27 protein-coding genes are annotated in these 26614 nt (G+C 39.3%); 7 read left to right on the top strand and 20 right to left on the bottom strand.

Going from position 1 to position 26614, the window contains the following annotated elements; translation table 11 throughout:
• The first annotated feature begins 75 nt into the window (after positions 1–75).
• The 4 genes from BZK24_RS00235 to fur all read left to right on the top strand — a co-directional run bounded on the left by BZK24_RS00235 (position 76) and on the right by fur (position 3116).
• A complete protein-coding gene (locus BZK24_RS00235) occupies positions 76–951 on the top strand; it encodes a DnaJ C-terminal domain-containing protein (protein WP_077656192.1) in 876 nt (291 codons plus the stop codon).
• A 9-nt stretch (positions 952–960) separates the two neighbouring features.
• The gene (locus BZK24_RS00230; protein WP_000332997.1) at positions 961–1332 is read left to right on the top strand and encodes a heat shock protein transcriptional repressor HspR; all 372 of its coding nucleotides are present in this window, start codon (positions 961–963) and stop codon (positions 1330–1332) included.
• Positions 1329–2504: a replication-associated recombination protein A gene (locus BZK24_RS00225; RefSeq protein ID WP_077656191.1), complete on the top strand. Its 1176-nt coding sequence runs from the start codon at positions 1329–1331 to the stop codon at positions 2502–2504. Before BZK24_RS00230 ends, BZK24_RS00225 begins: the two co-directional genes overlap by 4 nt.
• A 159-nt stretch (positions 2505–2663) precedes the next feature.
• The gene (gene fur, locus BZK24_RS00220) at positions 2664–3116 is read left to right on the top strand and encodes a ferric iron uptake transcriptional regulator (protein ID WP_000824996.1); all 453 of its coding nucleotides are present in this window, start codon (positions 2664–2666) and stop codon (positions 3114–3116) included.
• 19 nt (positions 3117–3135) lie between these two features.
• On the opposite strand, the gene BZK24_RS00215 is transcribed toward fur, so the two are convergent.
• From BZK24_RS00215 to rpsO, 13 genes are all read right to left on the bottom strand, one after another.
• Positions 3136–3633, bottom strand: a complete 498-nt coding sequence (locus tag BZK24_RS00215) for a DUF2147 domain-containing protein (RefSeq protein WP_077656190.1) — start codon at positions 3631–3633, stop codon at positions 3136–3138.
• Positions 3630–4166 carry a NanQ anomerase/TabA/YiaL family protein gene (locus BZK24_RS00210; protein WP_077656189.1) on the bottom strand — a complete coding sequence of 179 codons (537 nt, stop codon included), beginning with the start codon at positions 4164–4166 and terminating at the stop codon, positions 3630–3632. Before BZK24_RS00210 ends, BZK24_RS00215 begins: the two co-directional genes overlap by 4 nt.
• 29 nt (positions 4167–4195) lie before the next feature.
• Positions 4196–5053 carry a flagellar motor switch protein FliY gene (gene fliY / locus BZK24_RS00205; RefSeq protein ID WP_077656188.1) on the bottom strand — a complete coding sequence of 286 codons (858 nt, stop codon included), beginning with the start codon at positions 5051–5053 and terminating at the stop codon, positions 4196–4198.
• A gap of 3 nt (positions 5054–5056) precedes the next feature.
• Entirely contained in the window at positions 5057–6121 is a 1065-nt protein-coding gene (fliM, locus tag BZK24_RS00200; RefSeq protein WP_000763562.1) for a flagellar motor switch protein FliM, read from the bottom strand.
• Positions 6114–6881 (bottom strand): RNA polymerase sigma factor FliA, encoded by a 768-nt coding sequence (fliA, locus tag BZK24_RS00195; RefSeq protein ID WP_077656187.1) that lies wholly within the window; start codon positions 6879–6881, stop codon positions 6114–6116. The genes fliM and fliA overlap by 8 nt, the downstream gene beginning before the upstream one ends.
• The gene (locus BZK24_RS00190; protein WP_001265941.1) at positions 6859–7173 is read right to left on the bottom strand and encodes a hypothetical protein; all 315 of its coding nucleotides are present in this window, start codon (positions 7171–7173) and stop codon (positions 6859–6861) included. The genes fliA and BZK24_RS00190 overlap by 23 nt, the downstream gene beginning before the upstream one ends.
• Before the next feature lie 4 nt (positions 7174–7177).
• A complete protein-coding gene (gene ylxH, locus BZK24_RS00185; RefSeq protein WP_077656186.1) occupies positions 7178–8062 on the bottom strand; it encodes a flagellum site-determining protein YlxH in 885 nt (294 codons plus the stop codon).
• Positions 8059–9432 (bottom strand): flagellar biosynthesis GTPase FlhF, encoded by a 1374-nt coding sequence (gene flhF / locus BZK24_RS00180; RefSeq protein ID WP_171972348.1) that lies wholly within the window; start codon positions 9430–9432, stop codon positions 8059–8061. Before flhF ends, ylxH begins: the two co-directional genes overlap by 4 nt.
• Positions 9429–9917: a 2-amino-4-hydroxy-6-hydroxymethyldihydropteridine diphosphokinase gene (gene folK, locus BZK24_RS00175; RefSeq protein ID WP_001991969.1), complete on the bottom strand. Its 489-nt coding sequence runs from the start codon at positions 9915–9917 to the stop codon at positions 9429–9431. The genes flhF and folK overlap by 4 nt, the downstream gene beginning before the upstream one ends.
• A complete protein-coding gene (locus tag BZK24_RS00170; protein ID WP_077656184.1) occupies positions 9917–10990 on the bottom strand; it encodes an aminopeptidase in 1074 nt (357 codons plus the stop codon). The genes folK and BZK24_RS00170 overlap by 1 nt, the downstream gene beginning before the upstream one ends.
• Positions 10991–11003: 13 nt before the next feature.
• Positions 11004–11516, bottom strand: a complete 513-nt coding sequence (gene aroQ / locus BZK24_RS00165; RefSeq protein ID WP_000699286.1) for a type II 3-dehydroquinate dehydratase — start codon at positions 11514–11516, stop codon at positions 11004–11006.
• Between the two features lie 129 nt (positions 11517–11645).
• Entirely contained in the window at positions 11646–12935 is a 1290-nt protein-coding gene (locus tag BZK24_RS00160) for an O-antigen ligase family protein (RefSeq protein ID WP_077656183.1), read from the bottom strand.
• A 29-nt stretch (positions 12936–12964) separates the two neighbouring features.
• Entirely contained in the window at positions 12965–13237 is a 273-nt protein-coding gene (gene rpsO / locus BZK24_RS00155) for a 30S ribosomal protein S15 (RefSeq protein WP_001207122.1), read from the bottom strand.
• Between the two features lie 134 nt (positions 13238–13371).
• Here rpsO and flhA point away from each other — a divergent pair, with 134 nt between their 5' ends.
• Together flhA and BZK24_RS00145 are read left to right on the top strand one after the other, a co-directional pair.
• Positions 13372–15573, top strand: coding sequence for a flagellar biosynthesis protein FlhA (gene flhA / locus BZK24_RS00150; RefSeq protein ID WP_077656182.1), 2202 nt, complete (start codon positions 13372–13374; stop codon positions 15571–15573).
• A 30-nt stretch (positions 15574–15603) separates the two neighbouring features.
• Positions 15604–16647: a 3',5'-cyclic-nucleotide phosphodiesterase gene (locus BZK24_RS00145; protein WP_162965589.1), complete on the top strand. Its 1044-nt coding sequence runs from the start codon at positions 15604–15606 to the stop codon at positions 16645–16647.
• Positions 16648–17420: 773 nt separating this feature from the next.
• Here the strand turns inward: BZK24_RS00145 and hsrA are convergent.
• Together hsrA and BZK24_RS00130 are read right to left on the bottom strand one after the other, a co-directional pair.
• Positions 17421–18092 (bottom strand): response regulator-like transcription factor HsrA, encoded by a 672-nt coding sequence (hsrA, locus tag BZK24_RS00135; protein WP_001264984.1) that lies wholly within the window; start codon positions 18090–18092, stop codon positions 17421–17423.
• A 345-nt stretch (positions 18093–18437) separates the two neighbouring features.
• Entirely contained in the window at positions 18438–19550 is a 1113-nt protein-coding gene (locus BZK24_RS00130) for a metallophosphoesterase (protein ID WP_077656179.1), read from the bottom strand.
• A gap of 200 nt (positions 19551–19750) precedes the next feature.
• Between BZK24_RS00130 and acs the strand changes: the two genes are divergently transcribed.
• Positions 19751–21739, top strand: a complete 1989-nt coding sequence (gene acs, locus BZK24_RS00125; RefSeq protein WP_077656178.1) for an acetate--CoA ligase — start codon at positions 19751–19753, stop codon at positions 21737–21739.
• 107 nt (positions 21740–21846) lie between these two features.
• Here the strand turns inward: acs and rimP are convergent, their stop codons facing one another.
• The 5 genes from rimP to thrB are packed head-to-tail and all read right to left on the bottom strand — an operon-like array spanning position 21847 to position 26568.
• A complete protein-coding gene (gene rimP / locus BZK24_RS00120; RefSeq protein ID WP_077656177.1) occupies positions 21847–22287 on the bottom strand; it encodes a ribosome maturation factor RimP in 441 nt (146 codons plus the stop codon).
• On the bottom strand, positions 22280–22615 hold the full coding sequence (gene rbfA / locus BZK24_RS00115) for a 30S ribosome-binding factor RbfA (protein ID WP_000991139.1): 336 nt from the start codon (positions 22613–22615) through the stop codon (positions 22280–22282). Before rbfA ends, rimP begins: the two co-directional genes overlap by 8 nt.
• Positions 22615–25449 (bottom strand): translation initiation factor IF-2, encoded by a 2835-nt coding sequence (gene infB / locus BZK24_RS00110; protein ID WP_077656176.1) that lies wholly within the window; start codon positions 25447–25449, stop codon positions 22615–22617. The genes rbfA and infB overlap by 1 nt, the downstream gene beginning before the upstream one ends.
• On the bottom strand, positions 25446–25700 hold the full coding sequence (locus tag BZK24_RS00105) for a DUF448 domain-containing protein (RefSeq protein WP_171972347.1): 255 nt from the start codon (positions 25698–25700) through the stop codon (positions 25446–25448). Before BZK24_RS00105 ends, infB begins: the two co-directional genes overlap by 4 nt.
• Positions 25687–26568 (bottom strand): homoserine kinase, encoded by an 882-nt coding sequence (gene thrB, locus BZK24_RS00100; RefSeq protein ID WP_000261731.1) that lies wholly within the window; start codon positions 26566–26568, stop codon positions 25687–25689. The genes BZK24_RS00105 and thrB overlap by 14 nt, the downstream gene beginning before the upstream one ends.
• Positions 26569–26614 lie beyond the last annotated feature (46 nt).

Here is a 26614-nt window from a genome sequence, read left to right as displayed (position 1 = left end):
ATTATCAATAAACTTGATTGACTAACACTAAAGATTTATGATAGTATTCTAATAAAACTATTTTAAAGGTGATTCATGAGCAAGAGTTTATACCAAACTTTAAACGTGAGCGAAAACGCTAGCCAAGATGAAATCAAAAAATCCTACCGCCGTTTAGCCAGGCAATACCACCCGGATTTGAATAAAACCAAAGAAGCCGAAGAGAAATTCAAAGAAATCAACGCCGCTTATGAAATTTTAAGCGACGAAGAAAAACGCCGCCAATACGATCAGTTTGGCGACAACATGTTTGGGGGGCAGAATTTCAGCGATTTTGCCAGAAGCCGTGGTCCTAGTGAAGATTTAGACGATATTTTAAGCTCTATTTTTGGGAGAGGAGGCTTTTCGCAAAGATTTTCTCAAAATTCGCAAGGCTTTTCTGGCTTTAATTTTTCTAATTTTTCTAATTTCGCCCCTGAAAATTTAGACATGACCGTCGCTTTAAATGTCTCTGTTTTAGACACTCTTTTAGGCAATAAAAAACAAGTGAGCGTCAATAATGAGACTTTTAGCCTTAAAATCCCTATCGGCGTGGAAGAGGGCGAAAAAATCAGGGTTCGCAACAAAGGGAAAATGGGGCAAATGGGCAGGGGCGATTTGCTCTTACAGATCCATATTGAAGAAGATGAAATGTATAGGCGCGAAAAAGACGATATTATCCAAACCTTTGATTTGCCCTTAAAGACGGCTCTTTTTGGAGGGAAAATTGAAATCGCTACTTGGCATAAAACCTTAACCCTAACCATTCCCCCTAACACTAAAGCGATGCAAAAATTCCGCATTAAAGAAAAAGGGATCAAAAACAGAAAAACTTCGCATGTGGGGGATTTGTATTTGCAAGCTCGTTTGATTTTGCCTAAAACTGAAACGCTTTCTAATGAGTTAAAAGCGCTATTAGAAAAAGAATTGTAAGGAGGAATCGTGTGCGATTATGATGAACCGCTTTATTTGATAAGCGTTGTGGCTAAAATCTTAGGCGTGCACCCTCAAACCTTGCGCCAATACGAAAAAGAGGGTTTGATAGAGCCTAGCAGGACTGATGGGAAAATGCGCTTGTATTCCCAACGAGACATGGACAAAATCAAAACAATTTTACGCCTTACAAGGGATATGGGGGTTAATCTAGCGGGCGTGGATATCATTTTGCGCTTAAAAGAAAAGCTTGATGAATTAGACAATCTCAATAAAGAACTGCAAGACGCTCTGCAAAAACACTCTAAAAACAACAAAACCCCAACGAAAAATTTAAACACCCCTACGAATTTTTACGAATTGATTTTATTTAAAAAATGAGCCTGACTGCGCTTTTAAACCCAAAAAGCCTAGAAGATTTTTTAGGCCAAGAGCATTTAATAGGGAAAGACGCCCCCTTATTTAAAGCCCTACAATCCAAACACTTCCCCCATGTCTTTTTCTATGGCCCTCCTGGCGTGGGTAAAACAAGCCTGGCTCAAATCATCGCCCACATGCTAGAGTGCCCCATTCTTTCATTTAATGCGACAGATTTTAAGCTAGAGGATTTGCGCCTTAAGCTTAAAAATTACCAAAACACCCTTTTAAAACCCGTTGTTTTTATTGATGAAACCCACAGATTGAATAAAACCCAACAGGAATTTTTACTCCCTATTATGGAAAAAAATCACGCTTTAATCTTAGGGGCTAGCACGCAAGATCCTAATTACAGCCTAAGCCATGCGATCCGCTCAAGAAGTTTTATTTTTGAATTAACCCCCCTAAAAAAGAGCGATTTAGACAAGCTTTGCGATAAGGCTTTAACATTACTCAAAAAACAAATAGAGCCTAACGCTAAAACCTATCTTTTAAACAACAGCGCTGGCGACGCTAGAGCGTTATTAAACCTTTTAGATTTGAGCGCTAAAATAGAAAATCCTATCACTTTAAAAACGCTCAAATCCTTACGGCCCCATAGCCTAAATGACGGATCTTATAGCGATGATACGCATTATAACCTCACTAGCGCGTTAATCAAATCTTTAAGAGGGAGCAATGAAAACGCTTCCATCTATTATCTGGCGCGCCTGATTGCTGGCGGGGAAAACCCGGAATTTATCGCCAGAAGGCTGGTGATTTTTGCGAGCGAAGATATTGGTAACGCTAACCCAAACGCCCTTAATTTAGCCGCTTCTTGCTTGTTTTCAGTCAAACAAATCGGCTACCCTGAAGCGCGCATCATTTTAAGCCAGTGCGTGATTTATCTGGCTTGTTCGCCCAAGTCTAACACGGCTTATAGAGCGATCAATCAGGCTTTGGATTGCGTTCAAAAAGGCTCACTCTACCCTATTCCTAAACACCTGCTACCTAACGCTAAAGACTATCTTTACCCGCATGATTATAACGGCTATGTCAAACAAGATTATTTAGAAAAACCCCTCAATTTGGTTTCTTCTCAAGGCATAGGGTTTGAAAAAACCCTTTTAGAATGGCTTGATAAAATAAGAAATTGATCTTACAAGTTACATTAAAATGCGACAATAGTAATAAAAAATCAATATTTTTTGATTAAATTAAAATAATAATGAGTTTTATCTATGGTTCATCGCATTATTATTGTATAATAATATTCTAGTTATAAAAATCATTTTACGGATAAGGAAAATATCAGCATGAAAAGATTAGAAACTTTGGAATCCATTTTAGAGCGCTTGAGAATGTCTATCAAAAAAAACGGACTCAAAAATTCAAAACAAAGAGAAGAAGTGGTGAGCGTTTTGTATCGCAGCGGCACACACCTAAGCCCTGAAGAAATCACGCATTCTATCCGCCAAAAGGACAAAAACACCAGCATTTCTTCAGTCTATCGCATTTTGAATTTCTTAGAAAAAGAAAATTTTATCTGTGTTTTAGAGACTTCAAAAAGCGGTCGGCGCTATGAAATTGCGGCTAAAGAACACCATGATCACATCATTTGTTTGCACTGCGGTAAGATCATTGAATTTGCAGACCCTGAAATTGAAAACCGCCAGAATGAAGTCGTTAAAAAATATCAAGCCAAGCTGATTAGCCATGACATGAAAATGTTTGTGTGGTGTAAAGAATGCCAAGAGAGTGAATGTTAAAAAATTTTAAAGAAGAAGCTTAGATAGGGCTATCTTTAATGGTTTTAAGGACTTCATCCAGGTTAAAACGCTTGAGTTTTAGATTTTTGATTTCTTCATCGCTCAAGCGTTTCCAAGTGAAAGTCTTGCCGACATACCCCCATTTGTCATAGCTTGAAGTGAATGCCAAATCCCCGTTTGAATTTTGAGTGACTCTCACATAGTAAGTCTTGCCATCATAAAAATTATACGCTTTACCGCCTTTATAAGATCGTTTTCCAACCTTAATCAAATCGCTTAAAAACACCACGCCTTTATCGCTGCGATTCCTTAGCTTTGGGTTAGGATTGAGTTTGTCTTTTTTGGCTTTAGAGCCATCCACATCAGAAATACCATAGGCATAGAACTTCCCATTATGCTCAAAAAACTCCACAAAAGAGCTTTTCATGTATAAAAATTCCTGAGTTTGATAAATTCCAGGCAACTCTACAGCCCCTAAAAAACAACAAAAAACTATAACAAGACTCACCAATTTCATAATTTTAATTTGATCAATCCTTTAGGCATTTTAACGACCGCTTTAAAAATCGGCTCTTCCCTATATTTTTCAAAAGACTCTCCATAAAACCTCAACGCATGCGCATCGCTTTCAAAAAAAATAGCCAGCATGCCCGCATGTAAACGCAAAAAAGAAGCTTCACTAACCGGCTCATAAACGATCAAATCTCTTTTTTCATCGTAAGGGGTTTTAATGACAGCCCTATTTATATCTGCCACCTTAGCCCCCTCGACGCCTTTGATGATCAATTGGAAATCCACATATTGTTGGTGGCTTTCAAAAAAGCCTTTCTCGCTTTCTTTAGCATGCTCTAAACAATAACTCTGCTCTATGCTAAAGATGCCATGCCCTAAAGGCACTTGAAATTCCGTATTAGTAGCGAGATTTAAAACCCTTTGATTCGCTCCACTACCCTTTTGCATGACATCTTTTAAATACTCATGCAAAATTTCTAATTCTTGCGTTTTTTTAAACAAATGCCCAAGCGAGCCTAATTCCCCAAAAACAGCCATAATTCCTTCCTTCTTTACTTTAAAATGGTTTAATTTTTCAGTTGTTCTAATCGTTCCTTTTTAGTGCCAATATCCGTGATTTGAATGCCAAAATTCCCATCCACGATCACCACTTCGCCCTTAGCGATCACCTTGTCATCCACAAGGATTTCCAAAGGGTCATTCACCAATTGATCCAACTCTACCACGCTCCCTATATCCATAGAGACCACATCTTTTAAAATCATCTTTTTTTGCCCGATGCGCACCTTAACATTCAATTTCACGTCTAAAAGCATGCTGATATTGCGGATTTCTATGTTTTCTAAAGACGCATCGTGGGTTTTAATCTCTTCAGCAACGCTCTCTATCGTTTCTTTTTTTTCTTCTTTATGCGTTTTTTCAAATTGGCGCTCAAAAGCCTCCGTAGTCAATAAAATGATTTGGCTTTCTTTGATGGCTTCCATTTTAAAAGAAAACACCACCGCTTTAGTATAATCTTCTTTTTTAGGAAGCTCTTTAGCGATTTCAGCGTTCGTGGTAGTGAAATTGAGTTTGGGGAGCAATTCTTGAGACTTCAAACTTGTAGCGATCGCGCCAAAAATATTAGAAGCCATTTCTTTAAAAGCGTCTAAATCGTCATTATCCATTTCTTCCTTACTCACCCCCTCACCTCCTAACATCAAATCGCTTAAAGCGGTAACTAAATCTACCGGAGCCAATAATTCAATAGGGCTCTCTTCTTTTTCAATCGCGCTAATCTTAACCCTTGCATAAGGCAGGCTGATTAAACTCGCTTCTTCATTGTTAGAAACTTCTTTTTCTAATCCCACGCTCGGGGCCTTACCCACTAACCCTTCTAAAGTGGAGACAACCTCTTGAATAAAAATTTTAATAAAATCTTGCATTTCTCACTCTTCTTCTATTTTCATAATATCGCCCACTTTGCCTCTGCGCTGTTCTTCTAGCATTTCTAAAATTTCTTTAGTGCGTTCTTTTTCGCTATAGATCACTTCTTTAATTTGAATGGTTTTCCTATACCCTTGAAACCCCACGCTCGCTAAATAACGCTTTTTTTTATGCACATACACGCTCACTTCATCATTAGCGATCTTGTTCAACCGGATAGTATCCCCCACATCTAAATCCAACATTTCTTTCAAACTCAATTCCACCGCACCCAAAAACACGATCATATCCACGCTCACCCCACTCAATAGCGCTTGCAATTCCTTATTGCGGCTCTTTTTGGAGTTCGTCTCTGAAAGCATCAAATCCCTACTCCCCATTTTAGAAAGAATGCTCTCAATGGAAATCACCGGGTAACAAATATTCATCATCCCACGGCTATGCCCAATGATAATCTCTAAAACCACCATGATAGAAATTTCATTTTGAGCGACGATTTGGACCACATTCGCGCTGGATTCTTTAGCGTCAATGGTAGGAAACATCTCCACCACGGGCGACCACACTTCTTTTAAAATTTGCATCACTTGGCGTAAAATCGTATCCAATAAATTCAATTCAATATCGCTAAACTCTCTGTTTTGATCATACGCGCTCCCCTTGCCCCCTAATAGTCTGTCAATCATAGGGAAAGCGATGCTAGGATTAATCTCTAAAACCCCCGTTCCTCCCATAGGCTTCATGGAAAAGACATTAAAACTTGTAGGGCTAGGCAAACTCATCAAAAATTCGCCATAAGTCATTTGATCCACACTATGGAGCTGGATCTCTACAATAGAACGCATGATAGAAGAGATTTGACTGGAAAGATTCCTAGCCATTTTATCATGAATACTCCTAAAAGAACGCAGTTGCTCCTTACTCACACGATTAGGACGCTTGAAATCATAGAGGGTTACACTGCGTTGCGGGATAATATCTTTTTTTTGGACATTTTGAATATCCACATTCTCATCAACGACCTCTAAAAGCGCATCAATTTCTTCTTGGCTTAAAATATCAGCCATGATCCACTCCTAAGGATTGGCGCACCTTTTTAATCACTTCTTTAATGATTTGAGAAATGCGCGATTCAGTAATGCCTAAAATCTCTTTGATCTCGCTCAAATTCAACTCTTCAAAGTAATAAAGCTGGATAAGGATTTGCTCTCGTTCGCTCATTTGATTCAATACTTTTTGGACATGCTCTAACAACTCTTCTGCTTCAATCTTTTTAGTGATTTCATCTTGCTCAATCGCATTGAATTGCTCATCTATTGGCACTAACGCATAAATATCTGAAGCCGTTTTAGCTTCTCTAATCTTTTCAATATTCTCGCCTAAAGTTTGCACTAAATGCTCATCGCTAGGCTCTTTCCCATGCTCATTAAGGTATTTGGTGATTTCAATATCAATGCTTTTAATGAGCTTTCTATTAGAGCGAGAAATCACATCTAAAGAGCGCAAATAATCTAACATCGCCCCATTGACACGAGTTTTAGCATACCCCCAAAAAGAATCGTTTAACGCGCTCTCATAACGCCTGGCTAATTTAATCAATTCTTCAGTACCAATAGAAACCAGATCGTTAAAATCAATAGAGCTGGGCAAGCGCTCTTTTAAACGAAACGCCATCGCGCGCACGGCCGGTAGATACTGGATAGCGAGATCGTCTTGATGGTGGTGTTGTTGCTTATCATAGGCGTTCAAAACCTTTTCTATACTTTTTTCGCTTGCTTCAGTTTTTTGAATTTCTTTGGGCATTCTATTTTCCATCATCAAAATCATAACTTCTAATGTATTCTAAAATACTAGCCACTTCTTTTTCTCTGTTCTTAAATTCATGGTTGAAACGAAGCAAGCTCTCTTCAGTGCCTTTTTTGTCAAAAAGGCAAATATCTAAATCCGTGCAAGCGATAAAAATAGACGCAAACAATAAGGCGATCAAATACCCCCCAAGCGTGGATAACACCGTCCATAATAAAATGCTCTCTGGCTCATTGAATTTCAATACCGAAAACACTAACCCTAAAAAAAACCCTACCACAACAGAAAAATGGATAAAATTTTGAACTCTCATCAGTCTACCCCAAATACTTCAAAAGCCTTTTAAAAAAGCTTTTCAAACCTTCTTTTGGTATTTCTAAAGCACCGGTTTCTAATTTAGAAACTAAAAGGCTCGCTATCTGGTCAATGGATTGCGAAAACAAATCGTTGGGGGCTATTTTCCTCAAAATCTTTCGCTCTCTCACATAGCGTTTCAATAAGGAGCTGTTTTCAATCGCCCCTAAATAGTGCAATTCTAATGAAGCGATATTGTTTTTAGCTACTTTAAACAGCCTTTCATAAGTCGCCCTGCCCTCTTTAGGTTGGGCTACCATGTTAGCGATAAGGAACAATTCGTCTTTATTTTTGGAGTTGATTTTAATGCATGCATACGCATCCGTAATCGCTGAAGGATCGGGTGTGGTAACAATCACCACGCAATCGCTCGCGTTCAAAAACGCTTGTGTAGTGGCTCCAATCCCAGCGCCCGTATCAATCACAATATAATCTAAAGAGCTTAAAACCCCCTCTTCATCCACGAATTGATCTAAAGCTTCCGCACCGCTAATGTATTTTAAAATTTCTTCGCCGCTATCCCCAGGGATTAAGCAAAGCCCAGGTTCAATTTCGCAAATGATTTCTTGCAATTTGGCTTCGCCTTTTAAGGCATGCAAGATATTTTTATGGGTTTTCACCCCAAAAATCACGTCTAAATTCGCTAAACCAATATCCGCATCAAACACCCCCACCTTATAACCTTTCTTGTATAAAGAGTAAGCTAAATTAGCGCTAATATTGGATTTCCCCACGCCCCCCTTACCGCTTGTGATAGCGATGAATTTGGTATTCCCCTTATTATCAAAAAAACTTTTGGGATTTTTAGCGTTCATAAAATTATCTAAGCGACTCGCTTGATTGTTCATGCTTGTTCCTTATTAGGGTTACTAAAGCCATCTAGCATGCAATCCACTAAATATTCATTAGTAGCCACTTTCAAATCCATAGGCACTTCTTGCCCAACAGAAAGATAGCTGATAGGCTTTTGGCTTTCATGCACTAAAGAAAACAAATTCCCTAACCCCCTACTCTCATCTAATTTCGTAAAGATTAAAGTGTTAATCCCTAACACCCCAAAAGAATCATAAATATCTTTCATGTCTTCATACTTAGTGGTAACCGAAAGCACCAAGGACACATCAATATTATAACCCCCATCTATAAATTCCTTCAAACCGGCAATTTTTTCCTTATCGTATTGCGAATGCCCTGTCGTATCCACTAAAATAAAATCGCAGTATTCCAAAGCTTCAATTTCTTTAGCAAAATCCTTAGCGTCAATCACCGCTTCTATACTCATTTTCATTTTATTAGCATACCAACTCAATTGCTCCAAAGCCCCAATGCGATAATTGTCTAAAGTGATAATGCCCACCTTGTATTTTTTCGCTAGCATCCTAGAATAGCGTGCGGCTAATTTGGCTAGAGTCGTCGTTTTCCCCACGCCTGTTGGCCCTACAAGCATTAAGATGCGTTTTTGCCTCAAATTCAAATCTTCAGGGCGGCACAAAATCATTTTACGCAACACTTCTCTAAAATAGCGCTTGATCGTTACGGAATTTTCCCGCATGCGTAAAGGCATCAATTCCAGGCTTAATTGCATGATTTTATCTAAATGGCTGGATTTTATCCCGCTTTGTTTGGCCAGTTTGTAAATTTCGGCAAATTCTTGAGGGATATTGACAGAATTGGGGTTTTTCTCATCCCAAAACATGTTTTGAATGAGTTTTAAGCTGTCTCTGATTTTGCTTAATTGCAGATTGATATCTTTAATTTCTTCTTCTTGTTTGACTTCTCTTTTTTCTCTTTCTTTTTTATGGTTGGCTTCATCTTTTAAGGCTTGCAATAAAGCGTCTTGCTTATTAGCTTCTAAAGGCGTATCCTCTGGAGCGTCTTTTTCTAAAAGAGTCTTATTTTTTGAAAAACTATAGTTGCGCTGATTAGATGAAACCCCGGCGAGTTTGCGCATTTCTTCCACAGTGCTTGAAAGCTGCATGACCACGTCTTCTTCATTCAATTCTTCATCATACAAACTTTCTGGAATAAGGGGGGCTTTAGGGGGCTTGTTTTCGCTCTCTTCTTCAACCGCCACAACGATTTCATAAAGCCCAGAAGAAGTGAGCGTTTTTTTACGGATTTCTTGCGTTTTAAACACCAGTGTATCCACCCCATGGTGGCTTTGAGCGATCTTTAAAGCTTCAGCAGCCGTCTCCCCACTATAGGTATAGAATTTCACCACTCCCCTTTTTTAAAAAGGATTTGTTGTAAAGTTAAAGGCACTAACACGGAGTCTCTTTCACTCCATTTAGGGTGAGGTAAAGTCAAATCGTTCTGCCTTAAAATGACTTGATTGAAAGCGATAATATCAATATCCAAAGTTCTTGGAGCGTCTTTAAAATCGCGCTTCCTTGCACGCCCAAAACGCCTTTCTATATAAAACACTAGAGCAAAAAAATGGTGCAAACTTAAAGATGTTTTAAGGATAATCGTAGCGTTATAAAAGTTAGGTTGCTTAGTGTAACCAAAAGGCGGATTGATATAAATGGGTGAAGAAAAAATTTTCCCGATTTTACTATGATTTTTAAAATATAAAAAACAATTTTTTAATATTTTTAAAGGATTTTTAAGATTAGATCCCAGCCCTAAAACCACCCTGTTAGAAAAATCAAGCCTTTTTTTAAAAAGGCTTGGGAAAAAGCGGTTAGTAAGGATCTCTCGCATCATAAAAGCTCGGCCCTAGAATTTTTAATCACCACTAAATCCTCAATGCGCACCCCAAAAAACCCAGGGATATAAATCCCAGGCTCTACAGAAAACACCATGCCCTCTTCTAAAATGGTTCCACTGCGCGATGAAATATAGGGAAGCTCATGAATGTCTAAGCCAATGCCATGCCCGGTGCTGTGAGTGAAATACTGCCCATAACCATAATCGCTAATCACTCCCCTAGCCAAGCTGTCCGCTTCTTTACCGGTCATGCCCGCTCTAATGCCTAAAATAGCCTTTTCTTGCGCTTCTTTCACAATGTCATAAATCTTTTGACGCTCTTTATCCTTGAAACTCTGCTCCCTTTTGAACACAAAGTCTTTAGGGTCAAAAAAAGCCGTGCGAGTCCTATCCGAGCAATAGCGTTCGTATTTGATCCCCATATCCAAAAGAATGCTGTGCTCCGCTTTTAAAAAATCCTTCGCGCTAGGCAAAGCATGGGGCTTGCTCGCGTTCGCGTTCAAGGCTAAAATAGGCTCAAAACTCAGATCATAAACCCCCTCTTTAGTCAAAAAGTCCTTAACCTTATGCTGCAAATACCGCTCGCTCAAGGATTCTTTTTCATCAAAAATCTTTTTCACATACTCAGCAAAATTTTCAAAAGCTTCAACATTCAACGCTTGAGATTTTTTGAGGAGTTGGATCTCATGCTCGTTTTTAATGATGCGTTTTTGGCGGTGGTAACTAGGCACGCCCTCTAAAACAACCTTATTCCCAATCGCCGAATCCAAACGCTTGTAGGTTTGCAAATTCACTTGATTGGGGTCAAAAAAGAGCTTTTTAACCGAGTGTTTAGCGATCAAATCAATCGCGCTTTGGACTAAATCGCTAGATTCTACCACTTCCGCTAAAACGCCATTTTTAGGCTGAATGCTTTCTTTAGCTTCTTGAGTGTAGCGAGAATCAGTGATGAAAAACGAGCGATCGTCTAATTGCAAAAACAAAGCGTTATCGCAACTATAAGCGCACTCAAAAAACATCGCGTTTTCATCAAGCGTGAAATGGGAGTCTCTTTCTAATCCTCTCATGGGTAGCCCCCTTTTATTTTTGATTGTTGATCGGGTTATTGGGGTTATTAGGGTTGTTTTTTTGGGCTTCTTGGAAGGCTTTCATTTCGGCTAAAATATTCACCATCGCCATTAAAGCCATGTTGTAACCAAGCGGGCCAAATCCCATGATCACGCCTCCACAAGCCGCTCCGGTGTAAGAATTTTTCCTAAATTCTTCTCTGGCTTGAATGTTAGTGAGATGCACTTCAATGACAGGTTTGCCCGCTAGCATGATCGCATCCGCAATCGCAATAGAAGTGTGCGAAAACGCTCCAGGGTTAATGATAATCCCTTCATAATCGCTGCCCACGCTCTCTTGGATTTTATCAATGATTTCGCCCTCAAAATTGGTTTGAAAAAACTCTAATTCCACATCTAAATTGCCTTGTTTCACGAAAGTTTGCATGATTTCATGGATTTGGTCTAAGGTTACCATGCCATAAAGTCTTGGGTCTCTGTGTCCTAACATGTTTAAATTAGGCCCTTGAATCACTAAAATTTTCATTGTTTATTTCTCCTTGTTGAATATGGAATGAGACCACATTATAGCATAAGTTTTTATCTTACCCCTTAAATCCCCCTAAGAACGCATTGTCAAGAAACTACCGCTTGACTAGCGTTAAATTTTTTGATGCTAAAAAGCGCTTTTATCCTTTTTTGAAAAAACAGCCATCATGACCATTCCTACAAAAAAACTTCCCGTAATGAAGAAATCAAAGGGGTCAAACCCAATGCCAAAAATGAGGTAAAAAGTGAATGCCGTTAATATAAAGAATGATATTAAAGAATTTTGCTTGATCCCGCTCCAAAAAATCTTTACAATAACTAATAAAAAAAAGAGCCAGATCAAAAAGCCTATGATCCCCCTAGTGGCTAAAATGTGAATGATTTGATTGTCGTATCTTTCATAACAAAGAATCAAATCTTTGGCTCTATAAGACTTTGATAAGGATAAAATCTCTTCTAATCTCTGGCATTTCTCGCTAGCGGCCATACCAAAAAAGGGCCTTAAACGCAAAACCGTTAGGGCTTCTTTCCAGCGCTCCAAACGCCACCCGATACTGCTATCAGCGTCCTTTTTAGCGTAGCGTTTCAAATCTTCTTCAAAGCTTTGGTTTTGAACCCTAGATTGCTCTATTGCCCCCCTTTTTTCTAAAGCGTTACTCCCCACATACAAAGCGCTCAAAATCAGACTCACAACCACCATATAACCCAATGGTTTGAGCGATTTTTTGGCGCATAAAATAAAGCAAGAAAGGATTAAAAAAGTAGCCACAAAAGCGATTGTCGCGCTCCTTGTAGCGCTTAAAATAACGACTAAAAACCCCACAAAAACAGAAAGGGTGAAAAAAAGTTTTTCTTTTTGATTTTGCGAATAAAGCGCATAAATATAACAGCCTAAAATGGAAACGCTCACTAAAACCACATACTCCTTAACCGTGCTAAACCCTTGCACTCTGGGCATGTTAAAATAAATTTTTTGCACCAATGAAAGCAAGCCGTTGATGAAATTTGCAACAGCCATGCTATAAAAAAGGATTTTTTGATTCAATTTGATTCTTAAACAACTGGCAAAAAGCAAGCATAACGCCCCGCAAGCGTAAGTTAAGGACATGTTTAGAGCGAATAAATTGTAGCGGAAGGTTTGGCTATCATACATGTTAAACATGTTAGGGAAGATGCTTAAAAACACGCCTAAAAAAGCCAGAGTGAGCCATTTAAAAGGCATGGTTTTTAAATGATTAATCGTGAAAGTTTCTTTCAAAGACGCTTGGAAATAACACCTAAGAAACAAAAAAACCATTAAAACAATCAATAAGACTTGCGTTAAAGGTTTTTTAAACGAAGTGAGAAAAAAAAGGGCAAAAATTAAAGTGAAAACAGAGTCCGCACTAAAAAAGGCTTTCAAATGCTCTTTCAACACAAACTCGCCATACCCTAAAACCGATAAAATTATCTGTCTTTAATGCCTAACTTTTCAATCAAAACCACATAACGCGCATGATTGGTGCGTTTGATGTATTTCAACAAGTTGCGTCTTTGAGCGACTAATTTTAAAAGCCCTAAACGACTGGAATGATCTTTGGGGTTAGCCTTTAAATGCTCGGTTAAAAGCTTGATCCTTTCATTCAACAACGCCACTTGCACCTCACAAGAACCCGTATCATTTTCCTTAGTGGCAAACGCCTTAATGATTTCTTGTTTTTTCTCCAGATTCAAAGCCATAACGACCTCCTAATTGGTAATTTAATAAAGATCGCATTATAGCGTAAAATAAGCTTTTTTGTGTCATACTTTTAAACTTTATATTATAATAAGAGACAAACACACCTACCAGATTAAGGCATTGATTTTAGATTATGGCAAACGAACGCTCCAAATTAGCTTTTAAAAAGACTTTCCCTGTTTTTAAACGCTTTTTGCAATCCAAAGACTTGGCCCTTGTGGTCTTTGTGATCGCTATTTTAGCGATCATTATCGTGCCGTTACCGCCTTTTGTGTTGGATTTTTTACTCACGATTTCTATCGCGCTATCGGTGTTGATTATTTTAATCGGGCTTTATATTGACAAGCCTACTGATTTTAGTGCTTTCCCCACTTTACTTCTCATTGTAACCTTGTACCGCTTGGCTTTAAATGTCGCCACCACTAGAATGATTTTAACCCAAGGCTATAAAGGGCCTAGCGCGGTGAGCGATATTATCACGGCGTTTGGGGAATTTAGCGTGAGCGGGAATTATGTGATTGGGGCGATTATCTTTAGTATTTTAGTGCTAGTGAATTTATTAGTGGTTACTAATGGCTCTACTAGGGTTACTGAAGTGAGAGCGCGATTCGCCCTAGACGCTATGCCAGGAAAGCAAATGGCGATTGATGCGGATTTAAACTCAGGGCTTATTGATGATAAGGAAGCCAAAAAACGGCGCGCCGCTCTAAGCCAAGAAGCGGATTTTTATGGCGCGATGGATGGCGCGTCTAAATTCGTCAAAGGCGATGCGATCGCTTCTATCATTATCACGCTTATCAATATCATTGGAGGGTTTTTAGTGGGTGTGTTCCAAAGGGATATGAGTTTGAGCTTTAGCGCTAGCACTTTCACTATCTTAACCATTGGCGATGGGCTTGTAGGGCAAATCCCTGCCTTAATCATTGCGACAGCGACCGGTATCGTCGCCACTCGCACCACACAAAACGAAGAAGAAGATTTTGCTTCTAAGCTCATCACACAGCTCACGAATAAAAGCAAAACTTTAGTGATTGTGGGAGCGATTTTATTGCTTTTTGCCACCATTCCTGGACTCCCTACCTTTTCTTTAGCGTTTGTAGGGACTCTCTTTTTATTCATCGCATGGCTGATTAGCAGAGAGGGAAAAGACGGGTTGCTCACTAAATTAGAAAATTATTTGAGTCAAAAATTCGGCTTGGATTTGAGCGAAAAACCCCACAGCTCCAAAATCAAACCCCACACCCCCACCACAAGGGCTAAAACCCAAGAAGAGCTTAAAAGAGAAGAAGAACAAGCCATTGATGAAGTGCTAAAAATTGAATTTTTAGAATTGACTTTAGGCTATCAGCTCATCAGCTTAGCGGACATGAAACAAGGGGGCGATTTGTTAGAAAGGATTAGGGGCATTAGAAAAAAGATAGCGAGCGATTATGGTTTTTTGATGCCTCAAATTAGAATCAGGGATAATTTACAACTCCCCCCAACGCATTATGAAATCAAGCTTAAGGGCATTGTGATTGGTGAGGGCATGGTGATGCCGGATAAGTTTTTAGCCATGAATACCGGTTTTGTGAATAAAGAAATTGAGGGCATTCCCACTAAAGAGCCGGCTTTTGGAATGGACGCTTTATGGATTGACGCTAAAAATAAAGAAGAAGCCATCATTCAAGGCTACACCATCATTGATCCAAGCACCGTTATTGCGACACACACTAGCGAATTAGTGAAAAAATACGCTGAAGATTTTATCACTAAAGATGAAGTGAAATCCCTTTTAGAGCGCTTGGCTAAAGACTATCCTACAATTGTAGAAGAGAGTAAAAAAATCCCCACCGGTGCGATCCGCTCAGTCTTGCAAGCCTTGTTGCATGAAAAAATCCCTATTAAGGACATGCTCACTATTTTAGAAACGATTACCGATATTGCCCCATTGGTTCAAAACGATGTGAATATCTTAACCGAACAAGTGAGGGCGAGGCTTTCTAGGGTGATCACCAACGCTTTTAAATCTGAAGACGGGCGTTTGAAATTTTTAACCTTTTCTACCGATAGCGAACAATTTTTGCTCAATAAATTGCGAGAAAATGGCGCTTCTAAGAGCTTGCTACTCAATGTGGGCGAATTGCAAAAACTCATTGAAGGGGTTTCTGAAGAGGCCATGAAAGTCTTGCAAAAAGGGATCGCTCCGGTGATTTTGATCGTAGAGCCTAATTTAAGAAAAGCCCTTTCTAATCAAATGGAGCAGGCCAGGATTGATGTGGTCGTGCTAAGCCATGCGGAATTAGATCCTAACTCTAATTTTGAAGCTTTAGGCACGATCCACATTAACTTTTAATGGATAAATAATTGATAAAAAAGGAGAATGATGCAAGTTTACCACCTTTCACACATTGATTTAGACGGCTATGCGTGCCAGCTTGTTTCAAAACAATTTTTTAAGAATATCCAATGCTATAACGCTAATTACGGGCGTGAAGTCTCAGCGAGAATTTATGAGATTCTAAACGCGATCGCTCAATCTAAAGAGAGTGAATTCCTTATTTTGATTAGCGATTTGAATTTGAATTTAAACGAAGCAGAGTATTTGCAAGATAAGATCCAAGAACACCGCTTGCAAAATAAAAACATTCAAATCCAGCTTTTGGATCACCATATCAGCGGTAAGGAAGTGGCTGAGAGTTTCCATTGGTATTTTTTAGACACGAACCGTTGTGCGACTAAAATCGTGTATGAATTTTTGAAAAAGCATTACGCTCTTTTAGAGCCAAAAAACACAACATGGCTAGAGCCTTTGGTGGAAATGGTCAATTCTGTGGATATTTGGGACACGCAAGGTTATGGCTTTGAATTAGGCAAGGTGTGCATGCGCATGATCACTCAAAGCTCTGAATTGAATCGTTTCATGTTTGATGATGAAAACCGCAACTATAAGTTAAAGCTTTTAGAAGAAGTTAAAAACTATTTGTTTTTAGAAAACGCCCCTGTAGCCTACGATAACGATTTGTTCAAACTCAAAAAAATCGCTCTAGGAGGCGACCCTACTACAGAAACGATGGACAATATCTCTTCAAACGCGCAAACGCATTTGCTCTCTTTAAAAAAGCATGATTGCAGCGTTTATTACCAGGATAAGAAAGGGTTTTTAAGCTATTCTATGGGGGGTATTAGCGTGTTGGCTAACCTTTTTTTAACGCAAAATCCGGATTTTGATTTTTATATAGATGTGAATTCTAAAGGGAATGTGAGCTTAAGAGCGAACGGGAATTGCGATGTGTGCGAACTCAGTCAAATGTGTTTTAATGGGGGCGGGCATAGGAATGCGAGCGGAGGCAAGATTGATGGCTTTAGGGAGAGTTTCAATTACAGGGATATTAAAGAACAAATTGAAGAAATCTTTAATAACGCTTAAAACTAAGCTGTTTGTAACAAGCTAACAAAAACTAACAAGAGTTTAAAAACTCTTTTTGGAAAGGTTTAAAAATTTCTATTTTATCGTTTTGTATAAACTCATTTCTTTAAGGGAAAGGGGGGTATTTTAAAACCTATCCCCCTACACCCCCCCTAACCCCCAAAAGACCGCTTAAAAAGTTATCGCTTGATTTTCGCGCAAGCTCTCTTAATAATTTGATTGTAAAAAACGCTTTTTTAATATTTTTAGGTTTTTTAAATTATCATCACGCCAACGCAAATAATCATTTTAAGTTATCTCTCTATTTTATTGTTTTTGTGTTGCGGGTATTTGGAGCATGTTAGGGTTTGGGGTAATAGTGAGCGGCTATCTTAAAAAGGAGATAACCAACTATGAAACTACTATTAGCAATCATAGTTTTAATGGTTCTCGCAACGCCACTACACTAAAATTTCAGCATAAGCTTAAAATCTTGCTAGCGTTTTCTTTGTGTATTTTTCTTGTATCCCATAAAAATCCCACAAAAATAAAACTTTGTCAATATCCAATGAAAACGGAGCCAAAGTTTGTGTTTTGATAAATATTTAAATCCATGAATTGATACGAACCTGCTTTAGTGTTTTTTAACCAAAACACCTTAACAATCGCAGATAAAATGATCATGCTCCTAGCTAAACACCGGCATGATATAAGTGTCTCTATTATCGCTATTAAAATATTTGACTTTACCCGCTTCACACCATCATTCTGATCTATTTTTTAGCAAAAAGAATTTATTCTTCACACGCCGGTTTTGGGTAGCAAAAACGATAGCCTCTGCGTCTCACGGTTTCAACCGTGGAAATCCCCAAGGGTTTATCCATTTTTTGGCGGATTTGATTGATAGCCACTTCAATGACATTAGGGGTAACCATCTCAGGCTCTTCCCAAATAGCGTCTAAAAGCTGTTCTTTGGAGACGATTTGATCCCTATGTCTGGCAAGATGGGTGAGCACTTCAAAAGGCTTTCCTTTAACCTCAACTTCACGCCCCTTGTAAATAATCTTTTCTTCATCAGGGCTAATGGTCAAATCCCCAATTTCAATCACATTAGAGCCCCAAAACCTCAAACGAGCCTCAATCCTTGCGACTAAAGCTTTAATGCTGCGGTAAGGCTTAGCGATATAATCATCCGCGCCTTGCTCAAACGCATGGACTTCTTCCTCGCTTGTAGGGTTATCAGAAGAAACTAAAACAACGATAGAAGAATGTTTCTCCTTGATTCTAGAAACAAAACTTAAAGCGTTTTTATCGCTAACCATAACTAAGTCATAATTCCTAATATCCATAAGGTATTCCCCATCCTCTAAACTCTCTGTTACATCAGCCATAAAGCCTTTGACATTTAAGCCCTTTTCAATTTCTCCACCTAAAACAGAATTTTTTTCAATCAGTAGAACGCGCATGGTGTATGGACTCCTGCATTTAAGAGTAATTCAAACACTGATTATATCATAAATTTAAATTAGTTTAAGAAAATTTTAATAAAAGCTTTAGTTAAAATCATGCTCTTTTGTATTTGGTTGTTGGTTGTAAAAAATGCCTTTAAGCGTTTTTTATGGATAATTTTTAAAATCATTTGCTAAAAATCACCATTTTATTGTATAATTACAAATCCAACCATTCCTTATGGTTTGGTTGGCACCGCTAAGATTGAAGGGTCACCTCCCCCTCCTTTCCCTTTGTCTTGGCGGTTGTTTTTCAACTCCTTGTTTTTAACCGCTTGATTACGATTTTAAGATTTTGTTCAACTAAGCTTGATTTTTAGGTAAAAGCCTAAGGTATGCGATCTCGCTAGGGGCTAAAAACCTTAAAGGAATCCCCCAATACCCTGCCCCACTGCTCACATAAATTTGAGTGGTGTCGCTGTGCTTGTATAAACCATATAAATAAGTTTGCGCTAACTTGACTAAAAGGCTAAAGGGAAAGATTTGCCCTGCATGGGTATGCCCTGAAAGCACTAAATCTACAGAGTGGCTTTCTTTGAGGCTTCTAATTTGTTTAGGTTGGTGGGCTAAAAGGATCGTGGGCTTACTCTCATCGCGCTTTTTTAACGCCTCATCAATATTGGGGGCAAAATTTTGACGCTTCCTTGCGAAATAATCATACACACCGCACAAATTGATCCCCCCTAAATGCACGCATTCATTCCCTAAAATCGTCATATCAAGCGTGTCAAGAAACGATAAAATCGGCTCTATGCCATGATAATACTCATGGTTTCCTGGCACATAAAAAGTGCCATGCGTGCTTTTAAGGTTGTTTAAGGGCAGTAAAAAAGATTTGACTTTTTCAATGTTTTCATCCACTAAATCCCCCCCAATCAGCACCATATCCACTTCTTTTTGATTGACTTCTTCTACAATGTAATCAACAAAATCTTTTTGCAACAAACTCCCCACATGCATGTCTGTGAGTAAAATAATCTTTAATTCTTTATCCAGCTTGTCTAAATAAATAGGGGTTTCTTTGATTTTAGGGCGGACTAATCCTTCATAAAAGCCGCGCCAAAAATACCCTAATAGCGCCAGATAAAACCCCAATTTTAAAAAGTTTTTTAAACTTTTACGCCTTGAATGCAAAAAATCTATTTTTTCTATGGAGTAGGAAAACCCGTAAAAACTTAAAGAAAGGATAAAAATAATAAAAGATACAAACGAACACGCCGAAGTCAAAACAAACAAATGGCTAGGCATAGTATTTCTATAAAAAGCAAAAGCCGCCTCGCCCGCGCTCAAAAGGACAAAAAACCATAAATAAGCGTATTGAGAGATTTTCTTTAAGGTTAAAAACGATTTTAACATCCTAAAAGAACTATAATTCAAAAGACATAAAACCAATAAAAACGCTATGGAAATCAGCATACCACCCTTTTTGTAGCCATAATGTTCTACTATATTAGCATGTTAACGCTAATACACCCTTTAGGTTTCATCGTGCTATTGTTTCCTTTTTTATCAGTCTCAATCCCCACAGAAAGAGAAAAGTATCCCTCCCTTTAAAAGAGTGTGAGTTTGGATACAATAATAAAAAATGCACTTAAAACCATGAAAAAGGAGATGCGATGCAATTAGACGATGATTTGGAATTCGCTAAAAAAATCTTTAACCCTAACAGAGCGTTTGCCAAGCAAGCCAGGATTAAAAACATGTGCGAATATAAAGATTTAGTGCATGAAGCCAATGAAGATTATGAACATTTTTGGGGCGAGTTAGCCAAGCAAAAACTCACATGGTTTAAACCTTTTGATAAGGTTTTAAACAGCGATAACGCCCCTTTTTTCAAATGGTTTGAAAACGGCAAAATCAATGTTTCTTACAATTGTATAGATAGGCATTTAAAAGACAAAAAAAATAAAGTGGCGATCATTTTTGAAGGGGAAATGGGGGATTATAATGTCATCACTTACAGAAAACTCCACTCTGAAGTCAATAAAACAGCCAACCTTTTAAAAAACGAATTCAATGTCAAAAAAGGCGACAGAGTCATTATCTATATGCCCATGATTGTAGAAAGCGTTTATATGATGCTCGCATGCGCTAGGATTGGAGCGATCCATAGCATCGTTTTTGCTGGGTTTAGCCCTGAAGCCTTAAGGGATAGGATCAACGACACTCAAGCCAAATTAGTTATCACAGCGGATGGGACTTTTAGAAAAGGCAAACCTTACATGCTCAAGCCAGCCCTTGACAAGGCTCTAGAAAATAACGCCTGCCCTAGCGTGGAAAAAGCGCTCATTGTGATACGAAACGCCAAAGAGATTGACTATGTGAGAGGGCGCGATTTTGTCTATAATGAAATGGTCCATTACCAATCCGATAAATGCGAACCTGAAATGATGGACTCTGAAGATCCTTTATTCTTGCTCTATACAAGCGGATCAACCGGAAAGCCTAAAGGCGTTCAACACAGCAGTGCGGGGTATTTGTTATGGGCGCAAATGACGATGGAGTGGGTTTTTGATATTAGAGATAACGATAATTTTTGGTGCACCGCCGATATTGGCTGGATCACAGGGCACACTTATGTGGTTTATGGGCCTTTAGCTTGTGGGGCGACAACTTTGATACTAGAAGGCACGATGTCTTATCCGGATTATGGGAGATGGTGGAGGATGATAGAAGAATACCGCGTTGATAAATTCTACACTTCCCCTACCGCTATAAGAATGTTGCATGCCAAAGGCGAAAACGAACCCTTAAAGTATAATTTAGAGTCACTCAAAGTTTTAGGAACGGTGGGAGAGCCCATTAACCCTACGGCATGGAAATGGTTTTATGAAAAAATCGGCAACTCAAAATGCAGTATCGTGGATACTTGGTGGCAGACAGAAACAGGCGGGCATATCATCAGCCCTTTACCGGGAGCTACGCCTATAAGGGCCAGTTGCGCAACTTTACCTTTGCCTGGAATCCATGCAGAAGTTTTAAACGAAGACGGCACCAAAACAAAGCCCGGAGAGCAAGGGTTTTTATGCATCACTAAGCCATGGCCTTCTATGATAAGAAACATTTGGGGCGATGAAAAACGATACATTGATAGCTATTTTTCTCAGATCAAGTTGAATGGGGAATATGTTTACCTCTCTGGAGATGGTGCTATCGTGGATGAAAACGGATACATTACTATTATTGGGCGCACAGATGATATTGTGAATGTGAGCGGGCACAGGATTGGCACGGCTGAAGTGGAGAGCGCTATTTCCAAGCATGAAATGGTGGCTGAATGCGCGGTGGTGGGTATCCCTGATGCGATTAAAGGAGAGGGCTTATTTGCGTTTGTGGTGCTGTGCGATGGGGCTAAATGCGATCTTGGCGAGAGTTTAGAATTGTTAAAAGAAATGAACCATATCTTATCCATTGAGATTGGAAAGATCGCGAAATTAGACAATGTCATGTATGTGCCGGGTTTGCCTAAAACCAGAAGCGGGAAAATCATGAGAAGGCTTTTGAAATCCATCGCCAAAAAAGAGCCTATCACTCAAGATTTAAGCACACTAGAAGATGTGAATGTGGTTAAAGAAATAATGAGCATCGCTCAAATGGAGGAGTAAAATCTCAAAAATGCTTTTTAGCGTTTTTTAGCCAAATAATAAGAGTCCAATTTCAATCAAGCGGTAATTTCTCATAAAGTGTAGGAACGCTACCGCTTCGCATTATCTCACCACTCAAAAAGCGTTTTAACTTTCTTTAAATCTTTATATTCCACGCTTTTGATAGCGTGATTTTCTAATTCAAAATCCGCGCTCAAATCGTTAGCGTCTTTAAGGAGCGCTTGAAAGCTTTCTTTATTGGTGAGTTTGACTTCCACTTTTTCACCTAAAGAAAGCTTGAAGTGTTTGGGGGTTTTAAGCACTCTTTCTAACCCCATAGAGCTCACTTCCAAAATATAAGCGTCTTGGATAAAATCGCACACATCTAATAAGGGCGAAATCACCTCGCTCACTTGCTGGCAAATATCCAAGCTAACCGCCCCATTAGGGTTTTTAAGGCTCACCCTTAAAACATGCTGCTCGTTTTCTTTAACCAAACTCACATCATAAAGCAAGTATCCCAAGCTTTCAATCACGCCCTCTATTTTCTCTTCTATTCTTTTAGTCATTATCTTTCCCTTTAGCGATTTCATTGAATATGGCGTCTAGGCGGAGCTGCTTTTCTAAGCTATTGTCTAAAACAAAACTGAGTTTTGGGCATTTAAACCACCCGCTCGCTTGCAAAACAAATTGCCTGATCAAACCCTCAGCTTTTTTCAATTTGGAAAGGATTTTATGATCTGATGAAAGCACAAACACCAAAGCGTGGTGCTTCCCTTTAGAGCATTCCACTTTAGTAACGCTTAAAGAATTCAACTCGCCATCATTCAAGCCCGCTAAAGCCTCTTGCAGTAATTCTAAAAGATTAGATTCTAAGCGTTCTTTATGAGCGTTCATTAGAGGGTTCTTTTTTTATGGATTTCTTTATAGGTTTCAAACACATCGCCCACTTTAATCTCATTATAATTGTCTAGCATGATCCCACACTCATAACCCTTAGAAACTTCTTTCACATCATCTTTAAAGCGTTTCAAAGAAAGGATTTCGCCGGTGTGAATCACCACGCCATCCCTAATCAAACGCGCCTTAATGCCACGAGCGATCACCCCATCGCTCACCACACACCCGGCTATCGTGCCAACTTTAGGGATATTAAAGATTTCTCTCACTTCCGCTTGTCCGGTATGCTCTTCTTCAATAATAGGACTCATCAAGCCTAATAACAACGATCGCATTTCTTCAATCAAGGCATAAATCACCGTGTAAGTTTTAATGCTCACATTGTATTCTTTAGCCTTATTTTTCACATTACCGGTGGGGCGGATATTAAAGCCTAAAATCACGGCATGCTCACTGCTAGAGACTAGGCTCAAATCATTCTCAGTAATGCCCCCCACCCCTGAGTGGATCACTTGGATCGCCACTTCTTCGTTATTAAGCTCTAACAGGCTGTTTTTAATGGCCTCTAGGCTTCCTTGCGTATCCGCTTTAATGACTACAGGAATGTTTTTCAATTCCTTATTAGCGACCATTTCTGAAAGCTCATCAAAAGACACTTTAGTGCTTTTACTCAAGGCTTTTTGGCGTAAATAAGTCGCCCTCTTTTGAGCTTGCAAACGCGCGATGGAATCGTTTTCTACCCCTATTAAAACAGATCCCGCAGGTGGCACTTCGCTTAAGCCTGTGATGAGAGCCACCATAGAGGGTTTTAAACTTTGAATGCTCTTGCCTTGATCGTCAGTCATCGTTCTTACTTTACCAAACGCCGTTTCGGCAAAAAAACTATCTCCCACGCTCAAAGTCCCGCTTTGGACAATCACAGTGGCTACTGCCCCACGCCCTTTTTCCACGCTCCCTTCTAAAACAACCGCCCTAGCGCTGCCCTCTTCTATGGCTTTTAATTCCATAATATCCGCTTGGATAAGAATGGTTTCTAATAAATTGTCAATGCCATCGCCCGTTTTAGCTGAAACAGGGATAAACTCATGCTCTCCGCCCCAATCCACAGGGTTATAGCCAAGCTCAGCGCATTCGGCTTTGAGTTTGTCCGGATTCACGTTAGGCTTATCCATTTTATTCATCGCAAAAATCACAGGCACATTAGCCGCCTTTGCATGCTCTAAGGCTTCAATAGTCTGTTGCTTCACGCCATCATCAGCCGCTATCACAATCACTGCAATATCTGTAACTTGAGCCCCACGATTACGCATCTGGCTGAAGGCTTCATGCCCTGGGGTGTCAATGAAAGACACCCACTTATCATTCTTTTCTACCATGTAAGCACCAATGTGCTGAGTGATCCCCCCAGCTTCAGTGTGAGCGACTCTTTTATCACGGATTTTATCCAGTAGTGAAGTTTTACCATGATCCACATGCCCCATGATAGTCACCACAGGCGGGCGCTCTTTTTTCACCCCCTCTAGCACTTCTTCTACTTCAAATTCTTCTAAAGTGTTTTGAACAGAAATTTCTAAATGGAACTCTTCGGCTAAAATCTCTATGCTATCCTTATCCAAAAAGTCGTTTTTAGTTACCATAAGCCCTAAATTGAAGAGGGTTTTAATCACATCAGCCAGATTCAAATTCGCTTTTTGCGCGAATTCATAGACGCGCACTTCTTCAGGGATTGCAATCGCGCTTTGGATCACTTTTTGGCTGTTATCGTTACGGAATGCACGCTTTTTCTTGGATTGTCGTTTGATCCCGCTTTCATTCATCCAAGGGTTTTTCCTTTGGACGCGCACCCTGTCGTTGATATTTTGGCGCGCTTCTTTTTCTTCTTCTTCCTTATTGAGATTATCTTGTTCATGCAAATCAAACAATAAGATTTCATCGGTTTCATCATCATAAATATCATTGCCCTTAAAATCCCTCGCATCGCTAAAATCAATTTTATGGGATTTGTTGTTTTTGGCTGTGGGGGTGGCTTTGGGCTTACTGGGTTTTTTAACTTTTTTAGCCTCTTGTTTGTCTTTTTCTTGCCATTCTTTTTTAATGTCTTCAAAAATAGCCGCCGCGCTTTGAGTGGGTTTTTTGTTTTCTGTTACGCTGTTTTCAATTTCATTTTCTGTTTCATCGTTGCGTTTAATCACCCTAAAACCGGTGCGTCTTTTAATGTTTTCATGGCGTTTGTTCTCTTGCTCTTGCTTTTTAACTTCGCTGATTTCTTTTTTAGCGTTATTAGCGTTATTGGTGCTGTTAGCGTTGCTTTGGGTGAGCTTGTTTAGGGCTTCTCGGCTTTTTTGGATTTCTTGGAGTTTTTGCTTGGCTTTTTCTATTTGAGAGTGGCTAACCACTTTAGGGGTGTTTTCTGTAGGGGGCGTTTGGTTTTCAAAAGTGTTGACAATCTCTATTCCTCCCTTCTTTTTAGCAATGGGCGTGGGAGCTTCTTTTTTCTTTTCTTTAGTTTTTTTGGGCTTTGGCTGGCTTTTTGTTTCTTCTTTTTTAGGCGTTTTAGAAGCCTTTTTAGCAAGCGGCTTAGGCGTTGCGGCTGTATTCAAATCGTCTTTATTGTCTTGTTCAAGATTCTTAGCGGGTTTATTGGCTTGTATTTGTTCTTTGATGCCATCCACAATGTATTTGTATAGCTTGCCTGCTTGCTCTGGGGTCATTTTAGAATTTGTCTTAAGCTCTAAACCAATGTCTTTGGCTTGCTCGATCACATTTTTAAGCTCTTTTTGGGTCTTACCAAGCTCGGCTAAAAATTCTTTTAAATCAACCATCTCGCTCATGCTATGCTTCTCTCCTTAATCCAAGTAATGATATTTTTAGTATCTTTTGGGGCATTCTTTATTTTTGAAACCGCTTTCAACAACTTTTTTTCTCCATTTTTCAAACAATTTCCACACACATAAAAACTACGGCCTTTGCCATCAAACTCCATGATTTGATTGTCAAAGCTTTTCAAACGCAACAAATCCTTTTGAGATTGGCGCATTCTGCACGCCACACACATGCGGATTTTAATTTCAGTCTTTCTCAATAAGGACTCCATCATTGTCAAAATCTAAAACCGCTACCCTAAATTTAGGGAATTTCTTGCTCAAAACCTGCTTTAATTTAAGGGCGTCCTCTTCATAACACATGTTAAAAAACGACGAACCGCTCCCTGAAAGCGTACTCATTAAGGCGTTATTTTCTAAAGCGAGTTTTTGGATCGCAAACAACACAGGATAAGTTTGCATGCGCTTATATTGATGCATCCTGTCTTTAGAACAACAACGCAACAAATCCCACTTCCCTTGCACAATCGCCATTGTCATCAAACTCGCATGCGAAAGGTTAAACACGCTTTCTTGCACGCTGTAACGCTTGGGCAAGAGGTGGCGCGATTGCTTGGTGGAAATGGCCCTATTAGGGATCACCATCACCGCTTTTAAAAAAGAAGGGATTTTGGTTTTTAAACTTATCACTTTCTTTTTTTCCACAAACGCTGCATTATACCCCCCAAACACCGCCGGGGTGATATTATCCGGGTGGTTTTCATAAATTAAAGCGGTATTGACAATGCTTTCTCTATCAAAAGGAAACCCTAAAAACGCAAACGCTGAAGCGACCGCACCCACAATCATCGCCGAGCTAGACCCCATGCCCCTTGTAATAGGGACTTTATTATGCAATAAAAATTTAAACGATCCGTCATTCCCATGCTTTTTTAAAATCTCATAAAACACTTTAGTGAAAATATTGTTGGTTAAAAATTTAGGGATCCCCTCACCCTCCCCAACCAATTTCACCGCATGAAAACTGCTAGGCTCAATAAAAAAACGATTGCGTAAATTCAAGCTCAAACCCAAGCAATCAAAACCGGGGCCTAAATTCGCACTTGTTGCAGGAACACTCACTACCAAATTTTAAACCCCTATTGTTGATACCCTTTCATTTTTAAAATTAGCA

The organism is Helicobacter pylori, from assembly GCF_001998165.1.
GTDB lineage: Bacteria > Campylobacterota > Campylobacteria > Campylobacterales > Helicobacteraceae > Helicobacter > Helicobacter pylori_DL.
This window is presented reverse-complemented; position numbering and strand designations above follow the sequence as displayed.